Genomic DNA, 15,448 nt, shown 5'->3' on the forward strand with positions numbered 1-15,448 from the left:
ACTATCAGGGGTAGTCTTTACAGGAGTTTAAATCTGGTAACCCCCGGCCGGACCGATCCAGCCGGTCAGGCGGCCTGGCGACGCAGCCCCAGGCGTTGCCAGACGTCCAGCAGGGCATTGGTCAGGGCCTGCATCATCGCATCGGTGTGTACCGGGGTCGGCGTGATGCGCAGCCGTTCGGTGCCGCGCGGCACCGTCGGGTAGTTGATTGGCTGGATGTAGATGCCGTGATCGGCCAGCAGCATGTCGGACGCGGCTTTGCACAAAGCGGCATCGCCGACCATGACCGGCACGATATGGCTCTGGTTGACCAACACCGGCAGGCCGGCAGCCAGCAGCATGCGGCGCAGGGTGGCGGCGCGCTCCTGATGGCGGGCGCGCTCGACCTGGCTGCGCTTGAGATAGCGCACGCTGGCGGCGGCGGCGGCGGCGATGGCCGGTGGCATGGCGGTGGAGAAGATAAAGCCCGGCGCATAGGAGCGCACAGCATCGATCATCTTGGCGCTGCCGGCGATATAGCCGCCGACAACGCCAAAGGCCTTGCCGAGCGTGCCCTGGATGATGTGGATGCGCTGCATCGCGTCGTCCCGGTCGGCAATGCCGCCGCCCCGATTGCCATACAGGCCGACGGCATGCACTTCATCGAGATAGGTCATGGCGTCGTATTTGTCGGCGAGGTCGCAGATCGCATGGATCGGCGCGATGTCGCCATCCATCGAATAGACGCTCTCGAAGGCGATCAGCTTCGGCCGGTCGGCCGGAATCGCCTGCAGCAGTTCTTCCAGATGCGCGACGTCGTTATGCCGCCAGATCTGCCGCTCGCAGCCGGCCTGGCGGATACCCTCGATCATCGAATTGTGGTTGTCGGCATCCGACAGGATCACACAGCCCGGCATCAGCTTGGCAATCGTCGACAGGGATGTCTGGTTGGCGATGTAGCCCGACATGAAAGCGAGCGCGGCCTGCTTGCCATGCAGGTCGGCCAGTTCGCGCTCGAGTTCGACGATCGCGTGGCTGTTGCCGGAAATGTTGCGAGTACCGCCGGCACCGGCACCGAACTCCTTCGCCGCCTGCTGCAGGGCCTCGATCACCACAGGATTCTGGCCCATGGCGAGATAGTCATTCGAGCACCACATGGTGATCTTCGCCGGGCCGATGCCGCTGTGGTTATCGGCCACGGGGAAGCTGCCGCAATTCCGGGCGAGTTCGGTGAACACCCGGTAGCGCTTTTCGCTGTGCAGCCTGTCGACTGCCTGGCTGAAGAGGGCTTCGTAATCCATGGGGCTTTACGCTGCGTCCTTGCTGGTGGCCGGATATTAGGCCCGGGCGAACCGGCTGGCTAGGCCCTCTGCCCGGGTCCGGGCGCGGCGAGGGGTCGCAGGCTGCAGTCTCATGCAAATGCGACTGCAGCGCACAAAAAACGTCAGCCCGGACGGTTCATGCGGAACATCGTCTCGGGCGTGGCCTCGAAGTAATCCGCCATATAGCCCGAGCGCATGATGGGCCGCGCTGCAGCCGCATCGAACAGGCCATTGCTGATATAGGCCCGGTTGATATGCACGCCGACCACCTGGCCGATGATCATCCAGCCGTCCAGCCTGTTGCCATCCAGATCCTGCAGTTGCAGCACCTGCAGCAGCCTGCATTCCAGTGCGGTGGGGCTTTCGGCCACGCGCGGCACCTTCACCTGCCGGCAGGGTGCCGGCGTCAGGCCTGCGAGGGTAAATTCATCGACCTCATGCGGCACGGTGGCGGCGGTCTTGTTCATCGCCTCGGCCAGCGGTTTGGTGACCAGGTTGGCGACGAATTCGCCGGTGGCTTCGATATTGCTGACGCTATCCTTGTTGCTGGTGCGGTTCTTCCAGCCGGCGCTGCCGAAGGCGATGATCGGCGGTTTGTCGAAAAAGGCGTTGAAGAAGCTGTAGGGCGCGAGATTAACCCGGCCCTGTGCGTCGCGCGACGAAATCCAGCCGATGGGGCGCGGCCCGACAATCGCCTTGAACGGATCATGCGCAAGGCCATGGCCCTTGGCCGGCTCGTAGAAGTGAAAATCGTCGCTGGCAATCGGCGTGTTCGACATTCTGAATCTCTTGGCTGGATTTCGCTGGCGGCCCGGCTGCCGGTCGCAGCCTGAATATATTGGTGATAAAGTGGTCCAAACTGGAGCCGCCGTCCACCGGCGCAGATCACAATCCCCGGAGCTTGGCCCGAGCGGGCGCCTGATGCCTTACGATCTCAATCGGCTGAACCTGCTTGTCGTGGAGCCCGATGCGGATGTCGCATCGACCTGGCGCCGGCTGTCGGCCACGTTGCGCATCAAGACGCCCAATATCGTGCCGGACACCGCGCAGGCCTGGACCCTGCTGAAAGGTGCTCCACAGGCGAATGGCAGCGTGTCGGGCCTGCGCGTCGATGCTGTCATCGTCCGCTGGGAACTGGCCGGCGAGGATGGGCTGAACCTCGTCACCCGCCTGCGGCGCGACCCGGACTCGCCAGCGCCCTTCCTGCCCACAGTCATCGTTACAGGTACGGTGACGCGCGAGCGTATCCGTCGCGCGCTGGATGCCGGGGTCAACGAAGTGCTGGCGTTGCCGCTGGCGCCGAAGGCAGTGGAAAACCGGCTGCGCGAGATGGTGGAACGGCCGCGCAAATTCATTCGGGAGGGCGGCTATTTCGGGCCGGACCGGCGGCGGCAGGTGCGCGCCGATTATGCCGGGCCGTTTCGCCGCGCGGCAGACCGAGCGGCCGAGTGATCGCCGGGTTTAAGCGAAACTGCGTTCGGCCACGCCCTTGAGGGCGTCGATGATCTCGCGGCCGAGTTCGCCTGCGGGGCCCTGGATGCGGTTGTCGACCACCGTGCGCAGGGCCTCGACATGGGCGTCGATCACGGCGCGATCCACCTTTTTGCGCTCGATGGCCCGCTCGATATAGCGGCAGAGCAACTGGCCGATATCGGTGATCAGGTGGTAGCCGAAGGTGCTGCCCTGGCCCTTGATGTCATGGGCGACGCCGTAGACCTCGCGGAGGGCTTCGGAATTGTTGCCGTCGGTGATGCCGGCGATGGCGGCATCCAGGCGCTTCAGGTCGTCATTGACCCAGCCGATGTACTTGTCTGCCAGCCCGGCCACCGCCGCCTGGGCGCTGGCCACAGCAACCCCGAACTCCTTGTCGGACTCCGCGTCAGAAGGCTTGCCGTTACGTTGCGTCATGGTCGGCCGGACATCGTTTTAAGAATGATTAGCTGGCCGGCTATAAGGGAGTGCCCGGGCTCCCGAAGTCTAGGTTATCAACTGGTAACCTGTCCCTTCGAACAGGTACCCCACAGAAGGTAGCCCGGACGGTTATTCTGCCGGCTCGGCCTTGCCGGCCTCGACGTCCGGGGTCTTTTCCAGCTCGCTCAGCTTGCGGGCGATGAAGCCGGCCGGCTTGGTGAAGCGGGCCAGCAGCAGATACAGCACCGGCACCACGAACAGGCTGAGCAGGGTGGCGAAGGTCATGCCGCCGACGATCACCCAGCCCAGCGCCGATCTCGATTCGGCGCCGGCGCCGCTGGCGAAGGCCAGGGGGATGGCGCCGAAGACGGTGGCAATGGTGGTCATCAGAATCGGCCGCAGGCGGGCGATCGAGGCGGTGACCACGGCATCGTAGATGCTCTGGCCCTCGTCGCGCAGCTGATTGGCGAATTCCACGATCAGGATGCCGTTCTTGGCGATCAGGCCGACCAGCATGATAATGCCGATCTGGCTGTAGACGTTCAGCGTCTGGCCCGCCAGCAGCAGGCCGGCCAGCGCGCCGGTCACCGCCAGCGGCACCGACAGGATGATGATGATGGGGTGGATCCAGCTCTCGAACTGGCCCGCCAGCACCAGGAACACCACGATCAGCGCGAGGCCGAAGGTGATGAAGATGGCTGCAGACGAGTCTTTGTATTCGCGGCTTTGGCCGGAATAGGAGATGCGAACTTCCGGCGGCAGCACTTCCGCAGCCACGCCGTCGAGATAGTCGAGTGCCTGACCAAGCGTATAGCCCGGTGCCATCGAGGCTTCGATCATCACAGACCGCAGACGGTCGGTGCGGATCAGTTCGCGCGCATTGGCGCCTTCCTGGATGGTAACCAGGCTGGCCAGCGGCACCAGCTTGCCGCCGGTATTGGCGCCGCGCACATAGATATTGTTCAAATCATTCGGCGTGACGCGCTGGTCCACCGGCGCCTGCACCAGCACCTTGTACTGCTTGCCATCGCGCTGGAAGTTGGTGACTTCGCGCGACCCCAGCATGGTTTCCAGCGTGCGGCCGATGGTCTCGACATTGACGCCAAGATCGGCGGCGCGGTCGCGGTCGATCTGCACGCGGATTTCGGGGCGGGTCGGCTGGTAGTTCTTTTTCACACCGAGCAGGTTCGGATTTTCCTGTGCCTTGATCATGATGCGATCCGACCATTCGTCGAGCTGCGCATAGGTCGAGCCGCCGAGGATAAAGCGGACTGGCGACTGTGCGCCCGGCAGGCCGAGGCTGGGCGGATTGACGACGATGGCGCGCACGCCGGTCAGAGCCTGCATTTCGCGGAAGACCTGGCGGGCGATTTCCTGCTGCTTGACGTTGCGCTTGTCCCAGTCAGCCATGCGCACGACGATCATGCCGGAATTGACCGGCGAGGGGCGGCCGCCCCAGGCTGGGGCCACGTTCGACATCGCCACGGTCACGGCGCCGGACTTGATGTGCTTCTCCAGCACCTGCTCCATCATGATGATGTTTTTGCGGGTGTAGTCGTAAGACGAGCCTTCCGGCCCCTCTACAATCACGAAGAAGGCGCCGCGGTCTTCGGTCGGCGCGAATTCACGCGGCAGGGCCTGGAACATCAGGACGGCGGCCACGGACACCACGGCACCCAGCGCCAGGACCACGACTGGCGCGCCCAGCGAGCTGCGCAGCAGGCGGCCATAGCCATTGCCCATGCCGACGAAGAATTTCTCGGTCACATGGTAGAACCGGCCTTCTTCCTTGGCTTCATGCAACAGCTTGGAACACATCATCGGTGTCAGCGTCAGCGCGACGAAACCCGAGAACAGCACGGCTGCCGCCACTGACATGCCGAATTCGCGGAACAGGCGGCCGGTATTGCCCTCCATCAATGAGATCGGGACGAAGACGGCGATCAGCACCACGGTGGTGGCGATGACGGCAAAGCCGATCTGGCGCGCGCCGCGCAGACTTGCCAGCAGCGGCGGTTCGCCCAGTTCGATGCGGCGGTGGATGTTTTCCAGCACCACGATGGCGTCGTCGACCACCAGACCGATGGCCAGCACCAGCGCCAGCAGGGTCAGCACGTTGATCGAATAGCCGAGCGAGCCGATGACGATGAACGAGCCGATCACCGAGACCGGGATGGCGACGGCGGGAATCAGGGTGGCGCGCCAGGAGCGCAGGAACAGGAAGATCACGCCGATCACCAGCGACAGCGCGACGGTCAGCGCATGAAACACTTCGTAGATCGACTGGCTGATGAACTTCGACTGGTCGTAGGTCACTTCCATGCGCACGCCGGTCGGCAGGCTGTCCTTCAGCCGTTCGACGGTGGCCGCGACGCCGGTGGAGATTTCCATGGCATTGGCCTTGGACTGGCGGATGATGCCGAGGCCAATGGCGGTCACGCCGTTGATGCGCTGTTCGGTGCGTTCGTCTTCAGCGCCGAGTTCCACCTTGGCGACTTCGCCCAGGCGCAGCAGATAGCCGTCCTGTTCGCGCAGTACGACATTGCGGAATTGCGCGGCGGTGCGCAGGCCGGATTCGGCGCGCACGGTGAACTCGCGCATGTTGCTTTCGACGCGGCCCGACGGTAGCTCGACATTCTGGCGGCGGATCGCTTCTTCCACGTCCTGCACGGTGACGTTGCGGGCGGCCATTGCCATGCGGTCGAGATAGACGCGCATGGAGTAGCGGCGGGCACCGTAGATGTTCACGGAAGCCACGCCGTCGATGATCGACATCTGGTCGACCAGGTAACGGTCGGCATAGTCGGTGAGTTCGAGCAGGCTGAGGCGGTCGCTGAACAGCGAGATGTAGATGATCGGCCGGGCATCGGCCTCGGTCTTGGCGATGATCGGCTGGTCGGCTTCATCCGGCAGCTTCGACAGGATACGGCTGACCTTGTCGCGCACGTCGTTGGCGGCGGCATCGACATTGCGGCTCAGGTTGAACTCGATGCTGATCGCGCTGGATTCCTCGCGGCTCGCCGAGGTGATGGTGCGGATGCCTTCGATGCCGGCGACCGAGTCTTCGATCACTTGGGTGATCTTGCTCTCGATGATTTCGGCCGAGGCACCGCGGTAGATCGTGCTGACGTTGACCGCCGGCGGATCGATATCGGGATATTCGCGCACCGCCATGCCGCGCAGCGCAAACAGGCCGAAAATGATCAGCACCAGCGAAATGACCGTGGCAAAGACCGGGCGCTTGATCGAAATGTCCGAGAGAACCATGACGCTGCCTGTCGCCGTTACGGCCTAGCTGGAAGATTTCTGGTTGGGGGCCCCCGACATCGGCGGCGTGCCCTGGGCATTGGTCTGACGCACGCGCGAACCGTCGCGCAACTGCTGCAGGCCGGTGATGGCCACCTGCTCGTCGGGATGCAGGCCGTTGGTGATCTGCGCCAGACCCGGCAGGCGCTGGCCGACGGTGACGCGGGTGCGGGTGGCGCGCCCATCGCGGATCACGAAGACAAACTGTTCGCCGCCCTGCGCCAGCAGCGATTCTTCCGGCACCATCATGGCGTCCGGCACCTTGCCGACACTGAGTGCTACCGTCATGAACATGCCGGGCTTGAGCGCGTCGTCATTGTTCGGAATCTGGGCGCGGATGCGCACGGCCCGCGTGGTCGGATCGATGCGGCTGTCGATGGTGGTGACCACGCCGTCGAACTTGCGGTCCGGCATCGACGTGGCCTTGGCGCTCACGGTGTTGCCGATCTTCACGCCGCCCAGCACGGTTTCCGGCACTTCGAACTCCAGCTTGATCACCGACGTGTCGTCGAGCGTGGTGATCACGTCGCCCGGCCGCACCAGTGCGCCGAGACTGACCTTGCGCAGGCCGAGCTTGCCGTTGAACGGCGCGCGGATCACGCTGTCGGAAAACTTCGCCTGTTCGGCACGCAGCCGCGCTTCGGCGGCTTCATAGGCCTTGGACACCTCATCGAGGCGGGCCTGCGCCACAACCTTGCTTTCGATCAGCTGCTTGGCGCGGTCATAAGACATCCTGGCGGCATCGCGCGCGGCCCGCAGCGCACCGATATTGGCCGAGCTTTCGGCGGCCTCGAGTTCAACCAGGATGACGCCGGTCTTCACCACCTGGCTGTCCTGGAAGTTCAGCCGCTCGACGATGCCAGTGGCTTTGGCCGTAATGGTGACGGCTTCGTTGGCCTGCGCGGTGCCGACGGCTTCGATAGTGCGCGTGATTTCCATGCGGCGCACCGGCACGGCTTCGATCGGCAATGTGGGCGCGCCGCCCGCAACGGGGCGGGTTTCCGCCTGCTTGCCGCCAATGAACGGCAGGCTGTCGCGGAAAATGAACGCACCTGCAGCGCTGGCGGCAATCACGCCGACAACCAGAACCTGACTCCAGACTTTCATTCTGTCCTCTACCACCCAGTAAAAGGTCCCAGCCGACCCTTCGGCGTCTTCCCCCGGACGCGGCGCCAATGGCCTCATTGCAGCGAGGTTGCTGATTTCGGCGCCCGCCTGATCTATTGTATACGTCCTATTCAGCAAGGTCCTGCGTTTTCTCGGCAAAGCAGGCCCGTCCGGCAGACGCCAACGGCTTTGTGAAGGGCCGCGAGGGGAAGCGAAATGGTTCGGAATGGTTAAGGAGCGCGGATGGTAACCGGCCTGTACAGCCATTCGGCCTGCCTCGCCCATGACACGGGAGAAGGTCATCCCGAATGCGCGGATAGGCTGCGGGCCATCCTGGCCCGGCTGGAGGGGGAAGAGTTTCTCTACCTGGACCGCCGGGAGGCCCCCCGCGCCACGCCGGCACAGATCAGCCGGGTCCATCCCGGGGCTTATCTGGACCGCCTGATGGCGGCGATTCCACCGCGCGGGCTGAACTACATTGATGGCGATACTGTCGTTTCGTCCGGATCGGGTGAAGCGGCGTTGCGCGCGGCTGGCGCAGTCTGCGCCGCCGTGGATGCCGTGATGGGGGGCGAGCTGCGCAATGCCTTCTGCGCCGTGCGGCCGCCCGGCCACCATGCCGAGCCCGATCAGGCGATGGGATTCTGCCTGTTCAACAACGTCGCCATCGGCGCGGCGCATGCGCGCGACCGCTGGGGCATCCAGCGCGTGGCGGTGGTCGATTTCGACGTGCATCACGGCAATGGCACGCAGGCCGCGTTTGAGTCCGATGCCGGACTTTTCTACACCTCCACCCATCAGATGCCGCTCTATCCGGGCACCGGCGCGGCGGGCGAACATGGCGTCGCCAGCAACATCGTGAATGTGCCGCTGCGGCCCTATGCCGGGTCGGCGGAATTCCGTGCAGCCTGCGAGCGCGCGCTGCTGCCCAAGCTTGAGCAGTTCGCGCCCGAGCTGCTGATCATCTCGGCCGGTTTCGATGCCCATGTCGCCGATCCGCTGGCGCAGTTGCAGTTCACTGATCAGGATTATTACTGGATCACCGAAAAGCTGCTGCAGGTGGCCGACCGGACGGCGCAGGGCCGGGTGGTGTCGGCGCTGGAAGGCGGCTACGACCTGCAGGCGCTGGCCAGCGCCACCGCGGCGCATGTCAGGGCCCTGATGCTGGCGTAAACAGGCCCATTTCTGTACAACTCGGCCGGATTTTAGGCTTCCAACGCCCGGAGCGGAAAATGGCGTCGTATCAGTACATTTACGTGATGAAGGACCTGGCCAAGACCTATCCGGGTGGCAAGCAGGTTCTGAAGGGCATCTGGCTCAGCTTCCTGCCGGGCGCCAAGATTGGCGTGCTGGGCTCGAACGGCGCCGGCAAATCGACCCTGCTCAAGATCATGGCCGGCCTCGACAAGGAATTCACTGGTGAGGCCTGGGCCGCCGATGGCGTGAAGGTCGGTTACCTGCCGCAGGAACCGCATCTGAACGAGACCAAGGACGTGCTTGGCAACGTGATGGAAGGCGTCGCCGAGACCAAGGCGCTGCTCGATCGTTTCGAGGAAGTCTCGATGAAGTTCGGTGACGTCACCGACGACGACGAGATGAATGCGCTGATCGCGGAACAGGCCGATCTGCAGGAAAAGATCGACGCCGCGAATGCCTGGGACCTGCAGCGCAGTGTCGAAATCGCCATGGACGCGCTGCGCTGCCCGCCGGGCGATGCCGACGTGACTAAGCTGTCGGGCGGTGAAAAGCGCCGCGTGGCCTTGTGCCGCCTGCTGCTGTCCAAGCCCGACATGCTGCTGCTCGACGAACCGACCAACCATCTGGACGCGGAATCGGTCGCCTGGCTCGAGCGCTTCCTGCACGAATACGAAGGCACGGTCGTGGCCATCACCCACGATCGCTATTTCCTCGACAATGTCGCCGGCTGGATCCTCGAACTCGACCGTGGCTCGGGTATTCCGTGGGAGGGCAACTACTCCTCCTGGCTGGAGCAGAAGGAAAAGCGCCTCGCCCAGGAAGGCAAGGAAGAGGACAGCCGTCGCAAGTCGCTGGCGCAGGAACTGGAATGGGTGCGCCAGAGCCCGCGTGCGCGCCAGGCCAAATCGAAGGCCCGCCTCAAGGCCTATGAGGAAATGCTGCAGCAGCAGAATGAAAAGGCTGGCGATAACGTCACCATCACCATCCCGCCGGGCCCGCGCCTGGGCAATGTGGTGATTGAGGCGGAAGGCCTGAGCAAGGGCTTCGGCGACCGGCTGCTGATCGACAATCTCGACTTCAAGCTGCCGCCAGGCGGCATCGTCGGCATCATCGGCCCGAACGGCGCCGGCAAGACCACGCTGTTCCGCATGCTCACCGGCGGCGAGAAGCCCGACCAGGGCAGCTTACGCGTCGGCGACAGCGTGCAACTCGGCTATGTCGACCAGAGCCGCGACAGCCTGAACGACAAGAAGACCGTCTGGGAAGAGGTCTCCGAAGGCAACGACATGATCACGCTGGGCAAGCGCGATGTGCCGAGCCGCGCCTATTGCTCATGGTTCAACTTCAAGGGTGCCGACCAGCAGAAGAAGGTCGGCATGCTGTCGGGCGGTGAGCGCAACCGCCTGCACCTGGCCAAGATGCTGAAGACCGGCGCCAATGTCCTGCTGCTCGACGAACCGACCAACGATCTCGACGTCGATACGCTGCGCGCACTGGAAGAGGCGCTGGAAAACTTCGCCGGCTGCGCCATCGTTATCAGCCATGATCGCTGGTTCCTCGATCGCCTCGCCACCCATATCATGGCTTTCGAGGGCGACAGCCATGTCGAGTGGTTCGAGGGCAACTACCAGGATTACGAGGCCGACAAGAAGCGCCGTCTCGGCGCTGATGCCGACCAGCCGCACCGCATCAAGTACAAGCCGCTCGAGCGGCGCTAACTGCCAGCGGCCGGCATGAACCGCAAAGAGCGGCGCGCACAGAAGAAAAGCGGTGGCGGCGGCGGACCTGTCCGCCAAGTGCCGGCTGCACGATCTAACGCCAGCGCGATCAGCGACATGCTGCTCGGCCTCGGTGGCGTGCAGAAGGTCGTCCCTGCGGAAACGCCGGTTGCTGCCGCGGTTGATCCGGTTCACAGCGCGCTGGCGCAACTGCGCCTCGGGGAAACCCTGGCGACGAAGCTGGATCGCCTGCAGGTCTCGCTGGCGACGACGCCGAATTCGGAAAGCCTGCTGTATCAGGTGGCGCGCCTGCAGGTGCGGCTGGATCGTCGCGCCGATGCACTGATCACCTACCGCCGTATGTTGGCGCTCGATCCCGGCCATGCCGAGGCGCGCCATATGGTGGCTGTGCTGGCCGGCGAAGTCCCCGAGAAAGCCAACGAGGCCTATGTCGCGGCCCTGTTCGATGCCTTCGCCGACAGTTTCGATGAAAAGCTGGTCGGCTGGCTCGACTACTGCGCGCCACAGCATGTAGCCGTCGCCGTGCGTGCCGCGCTGGGCGAGGGCAAGGTTGCTGCGCGCGGAATCGACCTCGGCTGCGGCACCGGCCTGCTGGCGCCTGAACTGCGCGGGCTGGTGAAGCACCTCGATGGTGTCGACCTGTCGCCGAAGATGGTGGAGAAAGCCCGCGCGCGAAAAATGTATGACGCGCTGACAGTCGGCGAGATCGTGGCCGAACTGGGCAAACATCACGGCGGTTACGACCTCGTCGCTGCCGCCGATGTGCTGTCTTACTTCGGCGATCTGCGCGCATTGTTTGATGCTGTAAGGGCTGCGCTGCCCGATGACGGATTGTTCGTCGCCACAGTGGAGAAGGGCGTCGGCGCCCGCTACCAGGCGGGCAAGAGCGGACGCTATCAGCATGGCGAAGCCTATTTGCGCAAACGCGCCGCCGAGGCCGGCTTTGTCGTGCTGAGCCTTGAAGAAATCGAACTGCGCAAGGAAGAGAACAGGCCCGTCGTGGGCTATGTATTTGCCCTGCGCGCACAGGAAACGCCGGAATCACAGTCGGCCAAACTGTCCGCCACCTCGCTTGACGATCTGGTGGCTGGTCTCACGGCGCCGCAGGCCGCAGCCGTGGCGGCCGCGGCGCAGCGCATGATCGGCAAGGGCTTCAGCATCGGCTGGGCCATTGATCTGGGCGGCTGCCTGGCGCCGCAGGCCGCCGATCTGCGCACCCTCGCCCAGCATCTTGATATGGTATCGGAAGACCCGGCGCGCAGCCGTCGCGCGTTTGAGACCGGGCTGTACGATGATTGCGACAGCGACGCCGTGATAGCGTTCCTTGAGAATCGCCCGGATCACTACGATCTGATCATGTCCGCCGATCCAGCCATCGTTCGGGCCGATCCTGCCGCCTTCTTCTCGGCCGTGAAGATCGCGCTGGCGCTGGCCGGTGTGTTCATCGGTGTTTTCGGCGGCAATGCCGACGCACTGGGCGAGGCCGCCAAGGCCGAGGGCCTGTTCCTGCTGGCCACCGAGCCTTTGCCCGATGGCAGCGTCTGCCTCATCGCGGAAAGCTGAGCCGAAAGCCGATCAGGCCGCAGGCGGTGCGGGCGTCGACCAGCGCGTCAGCACCAGGCCGGCAATCACGATCGCTGCGCCGATCAGCTGCGCCAGCGAGACATGCTCGCCGAGGAAGGCGATGGCGCTGACCATCGCAAAGACCGGGATCAGGTAGGAATAGATCACCGAGCGTGCGATGCCTAAACGGCTGATGCCTTCATACCAGAGCAGGTAACCGAGCGCGCCGGCAAGGATGGCGGTGTACAGGAAGCTGGCCCAGTGGCCGGCCTGCATCGCCTCCCATGGCGTGTCATTCCAGCCCCAGAAAATGAATGGCGACAGCAGTAGCGCGCCAAACAGCATCGACCAGCCGGAGACATAGAGCGTGCCCAGGCGCGCGAGATAGGGCGGCGACAGCACCGAGAACAGCGCCCAGCAGAAGGCGACCGTCAGGAACAGCAGGTCGCCGAGGATATGCCCGCCGCCCACCGTGATCGCGGTCAGACTGTTGTTGATCACCAGGAAGACGCCGCCAAACGACAGCAGTACGCCGCCCCATGCGATGGCCGACAGGCGCTGGCCGCGCAAGCGGCCCAGGATCAGCGCCCAGATCGGCGAGGTGGCGATCAGGATCGAGCCCTTCGAGGCGGTGCTGATGGACAGCGCATTGGCCCAGAGCAGCTGCATCAGAGTGATGCCGAGAAAGCCGAAGCCGATCAGCGGCAGCAGGTCGCGCCGCTGCGGCAGTTTCAGGCCCCCGCGCCAGATCAGGACGGCCATCAGCGTGGCGGCAGCCAGCAGGTAGCGCGTCGAGGAAAACACGGTCGGCGGCATGACGCCGAGTACGTATTTCGCTGTCGGAAAAGTATTTCCCCAGATGAAAACGGTCAGCAGCAGATAGGCGTCACCACGATCGATCTTCATGCCGTGGCCATCCTGCGTTCGGCGGCGCGCAGGCCGAGCGCCAGGAGCAGACCGATACTGCCGGCCACCATCAGCAGCCAGCGACCATCGGCCCAGCCGCCGAAATGCGCGACCAGCGCGGCCAGTGCCGGCGGGCCCACGAAAGATCCGATATTGAGCAGCTGCACCACCACGCCGTTCACGGTGGCGATTTCAGACGGGTCGCGCGTCTGCACCGGCACGCCGGCAAGCACGGCGGCCGGCAGCATGCCGCCAAAACCGCTGGCGGCCATGGCAAAGCCGATCTTGGCCAGCACGGGAATGTCCGGTGCGAAAGACGCCGTGCCGAGCGCGCCCATGCTCAGGCTGACGACAGCGATGATCAGCCATCGCGGCGTGCCGCGATGCATGACGGCGGCGGAAACAGTCGTGCCGACGGCGTTCACCAGCGCGACGGCGGCCACGCCCAGCGCCAGCAGCGTTTCGTTCTCCAGCCCGCTGTCCTTCAGATAGGTGGGTATCCAGGTGACGATGCAGAACCATTGCGTGGTGTAGCAGGCGAAGCAGCCGGCGAGCAGCCATGGGCCGGGACGGCGCAGCACGGCGGCATTGAACTTGCGGAGCGGCGCCACCGGCACGCGGGCGGTCAGGCGCGGCAGCAGCAGGGCGGCGGCAAACGGCAGCAGCGCCAGCACCAGCCATAACCCGCGCCAGTCGAGCAGGCCGTGATTGACGGCGAGCGCCCCCAGCATGCCAAGGGTGACGCCGAGCGGCATGTAGCTGCTCCACAGGCCAAGTGCGAGGCTGCGCTGCGCCGGCTGTGCCGCCATGGCCACCAGGCTGGGACCGCAGACGACAGTGATGACGAACCCCAGTCCTTCCACCAGGCGCGCGGCGAGCAGGAATGCTGTGTCATGAGCGAAGGCGCCGGCCAGCGAGCCGGCGGCGTTGATCAGCAGGCCAGACATGAGGGCGCGCCGGCCGCCGATGCGGTCGCCGGCAAAGCCGGCCATGATGCCGCAGAGTCCGCCGATCAGGCTGATCGAGGAGGCAACCAGGCCGCCCAGAACCAGGTCGAGGCCGAATTCGGCGCGCAGCTGGCCGAGCAGCGGCGGCAGCTTGCCGACCTGCATCGATACGATGACCCCGGCGGCAATGACGGCGAAAACCGCCTGCCAGTCTGTGTGTTGGCGCGATGTGTTCATTGTTGTGGCGGACGGCTGGGGTAAGCGGGCACGGGTAAGTGGGCAGATGAAACCGGAGCACAAAAAAAGCGGCGGGGATTTCCCCGCCGCTTCCTTGTATCAGCTTTTCAGCAGCTGATCACTGCATCATGCGGTCGGCCTTCGGCGGCAGGAAACCTTCCTCGAACAGGTCGGTGGCCTTCGGGGCCTTGTCCAGGCCGATGGCCGCGGCGACCGCGTCCGAAGAACGCTGCAGGCGGGCCATGTCGACGCCGCCGAAGCCGTTTTCCTTGACATACTTGGTCACCACGTTGCGCTCGATCGACATCTTCAGGCGCTTCATTTCCAGCGTCTCGTCGGTCAGGCCGTCGCGGGTCTTGGTGGCCTTGATGCCGACATCCGGATTGGCGACGATTTCCTTCCACGCCTTGACGGTGGCTGCCACGAAGGCCTTCACCGCAGCCGGGTTTTCCTTGATGAACTTCGGCGAGGCCACAACGGCGTTGCCATAGAAGTCCATGCCGGCATCGGCATAGGGGAAGGCGATCACATCTTCCTGCTTCACGCCGATCTTCTCGAGATCGAGGATCGAGGAGAAGTAGTGGCCGCTGATGAAGTCGACGCTGCCATTCTTCAGGCTCGGCTCACGCAGCGGCGGGGTCAGGTTGATGTAGGTGACCTTACTCTTGTCGATACCGACCTTGGCGGCGAAGGCCGGGAACAGCTTGAACGAGGCGTCGAAGACCGGCGCACCCAGCTTCCTGCCTTCCAGGTCCTTCGGCGTCTTGATGCCCGAGGACTTCAGCGCATAGACGCCGAACGGCGGCGCGTCATAACCCATCATCACGGCTTTCACCGGCGCATCCGGGTTCTTGGCGTTGTATTCGATCAGCGCGTTGATGTCGGCGAAGCCCATTTCATAGGCGCCGGTGGCAACACGCTGCAGCGCGCCGGCCGAGCCCTGGCCGGCATCGATGGTCGGTTCAAGGCCGGCGGCCTTGTAGTAGCCCTTCTGCTCTGCGACCAGGAAGGCCGAGGTCGGACCCTGGAAAGCCCAGTCGAGGGTGAATTTCATCTTGGTCTGCGCATCGGCAGCGCCTGCGGCGCCAAGGCCGAGCGCGAGCGTGACGCCAGCCGCGGCAAAGGTCAGTGAACGTGCGAAAGTCATAATTGGTCTCCCCGGTGAACGCCAATCCTGGCCGTTTATCTTCGAGTCGGTTGTGGCTCAGGCCCGGCAGTCTATGCCGGCCCCAAA

General features: G+C 64.5%; 12 protein-coding genes. 4 read left to right on the forward strand and 8 right to left on the reverse strand.

Features of this window, described 5'->3' with window-relative positions; translation table 11 throughout:
- Nucleotides 1–65: 65 nt before the first annotated feature.
- Together hemA and FNB15_RS11670 are read right to left on the reverse strand one after the other, a co-directional pair.
- A complete protein-coding gene (gene hemA / locus FNB15_RS11665) occupies nt 66–1,280 on the reverse strand; it encodes a 5-aminolevulinate synthase (protein ID WP_144068862.1) in 1,215 nt (404 codons plus the stop codon).
- A 143-nt stretch (nt 1,281–1,423) separates the two neighbouring features.
- Complete coding sequence (locus FNB15_RS11670; protein ID WP_144068863.1) at nt 1,424–2,080, reverse strand: flavin reductase family protein; 657 nt, start codon at nt 2,078–2,080, stop codon at nt 1,424–1,426.
- A 142-nt stretch (nt 2,081–2,222) separates the two neighbouring features.
- On the opposite strand from FNB15_RS11670, the gene FNB15_RS11675 reads away from it, so the two are divergent.
- A complete protein-coding gene (locus FNB15_RS11675) occupies nt 2,223–2,753 on the forward strand; it encodes a response regulator (protein ID WP_144068864.1) in 531 nt (176 codons plus the stop codon).
- A gap of 9 nt (nt 2,754–2,762) precedes the next feature.
- On the opposite strand, the gene FNB15_RS11680 is transcribed toward FNB15_RS11675, so the two are convergent.
- From FNB15_RS11680 to FNB15_RS11690, 3 genes are all read right to left on the reverse strand, one after another.
- Complete coding sequence (locus FNB15_RS11680; protein ID WP_144068865.1) at nt 2,763–3,209, reverse strand: Hpt domain-containing protein; 447 nt, start codon at nt 3,207–3,209, stop codon at nt 2,763–2,765.
- Nucleotides 3,210–3,341: 132 nt separating this feature from the next.
- The gene (locus tag FNB15_RS11685) at nt 3,342–6,479 is read right to left on the reverse strand and encodes an efflux RND transporter permease subunit (protein ID WP_144068866.1); all 3,138 of its coding nucleotides are present in this window, start codon (nt 6,477–6,479) and stop codon (nt 3,342–3,344) included.
- A gap of 24 nt (nt 6,480–6,503) precedes the next feature.
- Nucleotides 6,504–7,625: an efflux RND transporter periplasmic adaptor subunit gene (locus FNB15_RS11690; RefSeq protein ID WP_185973530.1), complete on the reverse strand. Its 1,122-nt coding sequence runs from the start codon at nt 7,623–7,625 to the stop codon at nt 6,504–6,506.
- Between the two features lie 243 nt (nt 7,626–7,868).
- Here FNB15_RS11690 and FNB15_RS11695 point away from each other — a divergent pair, with 243 nt between their 5' ends.
- The 3 genes from FNB15_RS11695 to FNB15_RS11705 are packed head-to-tail and all read left to right on the forward strand — an operon-like array spanning nt 7,869 to nt 12,124.
- A complete protein-coding gene (locus FNB15_RS11695; protein WP_144068868.1) occupies nt 7,869–8,798 on the forward strand; it encodes a histone deacetylase family protein in 930 nt (309 codons plus the stop codon).
- 59 nt (nt 8,799–8,857) lie between these two features.
- Complete coding sequence (gene ettA / locus FNB15_RS11700) at nt 8,858–10,540, forward strand: energy-dependent translational throttle protein EttA (protein WP_144068869.1); 1,683 nt, start codon at nt 8,858–8,860, stop codon at nt 10,538–10,540.
- Nucleotides 10,541–10,555: 15 nt separating this feature from the next.
- Nucleotides 10,556–12,124 (forward strand): class I SAM-dependent DNA methyltransferase, encoded by a 1,569-nt coding sequence (locus FNB15_RS11705; protein ID WP_144068870.1) that lies wholly within the window; start codon nt 10,556–10,558, stop codon nt 12,122–12,124.
- Nucleotides 12,125–12,136: 12 nt separating this feature from the next.
- Here the strand turns inward: FNB15_RS11705 and FNB15_RS11710 are convergent, their stop codons facing one another.
- The 3 genes from FNB15_RS11710 to FNB15_RS11720 all read right to left on the reverse strand — a co-directional run bounded on the left by FNB15_RS11710 (nt 12,137) and on the right by FNB15_RS11720 (nt 15,361).
- A complete protein-coding gene (locus FNB15_RS11710; protein ID WP_144068871.1) occupies nt 12,137–13,030 on the reverse strand; it encodes a DMT family transporter in 894 nt (297 codons plus the stop codon).
- Nucleotides 13,027–14,214 carry an MFS transporter gene (locus tag FNB15_RS11715; protein WP_144068872.1) on the reverse strand — a complete coding sequence of 396 codons (1,188 nt, stop codon included), beginning with the start codon at nt 14,212–14,214 and terminating at the stop codon, nt 13,027–13,029. The genes FNB15_RS11710 and FNB15_RS11715 overlap by 4 nt, the downstream gene beginning before the upstream one ends.
- Before the next feature lie 118 nt (nt 14,215–14,332).
- Nucleotides 14,333–15,361 (reverse strand): ABC transporter substrate-binding protein, encoded by a 1,029-nt coding sequence (locus FNB15_RS11720; protein WP_144068873.1) that lies wholly within the window; start codon nt 15,359–15,361, stop codon nt 14,333–14,335.
- Nucleotides 15,362–15,448: the final 87 nt, after the last annotated feature.

The organism is Ferrovibrio terrae (genome assembly GCF_007197755.1).
GTDB lineage: Bacteria > Pseudomonadota > Alphaproteobacteria > Ferrovibrionales > Ferrovibrionaceae > Ferrovibrio > Ferrovibrio terrae.

Coding starts and splice junctions, on each gene's coding strand:
- FNB15_RS11690 (WP_185973530.1), bottom strand. CDS start 7,625: ATGAAAGTCTGGAGTCAGGTTCTGGTTGTCGGCGTGATTGCCGCCAGC.
- FNB15_RS11715 (WP_144068872.1), bottom strand. CDS start 14,214: ATGAACACATCGCGCCAACACACAGACTGGCAGGCGGTTTTCGCCGTC.
- FNB15_RS11675 (WP_144068864.1), top strand. CDS start 2,223: ATGCCTTACGATCTCAATCGGCTGAACCTGCTTGTCGTGGAGCCCGAT.
- hemA (WP_144068862.1), bottom strand. CDS start 1,280: ATGGATTACGAAGCCCTCTTCAGCCAGGCAGTCGACAGGCTGCACAGC.
- FNB15_RS11685 (WP_144068866.1), bottom strand. CDS start 6,479: ATGGTTCTCTCGGACATTTCGATCAAGCGCCCGGTCTTTGCCACGGTC.
- FNB15_RS11695 (WP_144068868.1), top strand. CDS start 7,869: ATGGTAACCGGCCTGTACAGCCATTCGGCCTGCCTCGCCCATGACACG.
- FNB15_RS11705 (WP_144068870.1), top strand. CDS start 10,556: ATGAACCGCAAAGAGCGGCGCGCACAGAAGAAAAGCGGTGGCGGCGGC.
- FNB15_RS11710 (WP_144068871.1), bottom strand. CDS start 13,030: ATGAAGATCGATCGTGGTGACGCCTATCTGCTGCTGACCGTTTTCATC.
- FNB15_RS11680 (WP_144068865.1), bottom strand. CDS start 3,209: ATGACGCAACGTAACGGCAAGCCTTCTGACGCGGAGTCCGACAAGGAG.
- FNB15_RS11670 (WP_144068863.1), bottom strand. CDS start 2,080: ATGTCGAACACGCCGATTGCCAGCGACGATTTTCACTTCTACGAGCCG.
- FNB15_RS11720 (WP_144068873.1), bottom strand. CDS start 15,361: ATGACTTTCGCACGTTCACTGACCTTTGCCGCGGCTGGCGTCACGCTC.
- ettA (WP_144068869.1), top strand. CDS start 8,858: ATGGCGTCGTATCAGTACATTTACGTGATGAAGGACCTGGCCAAGACC.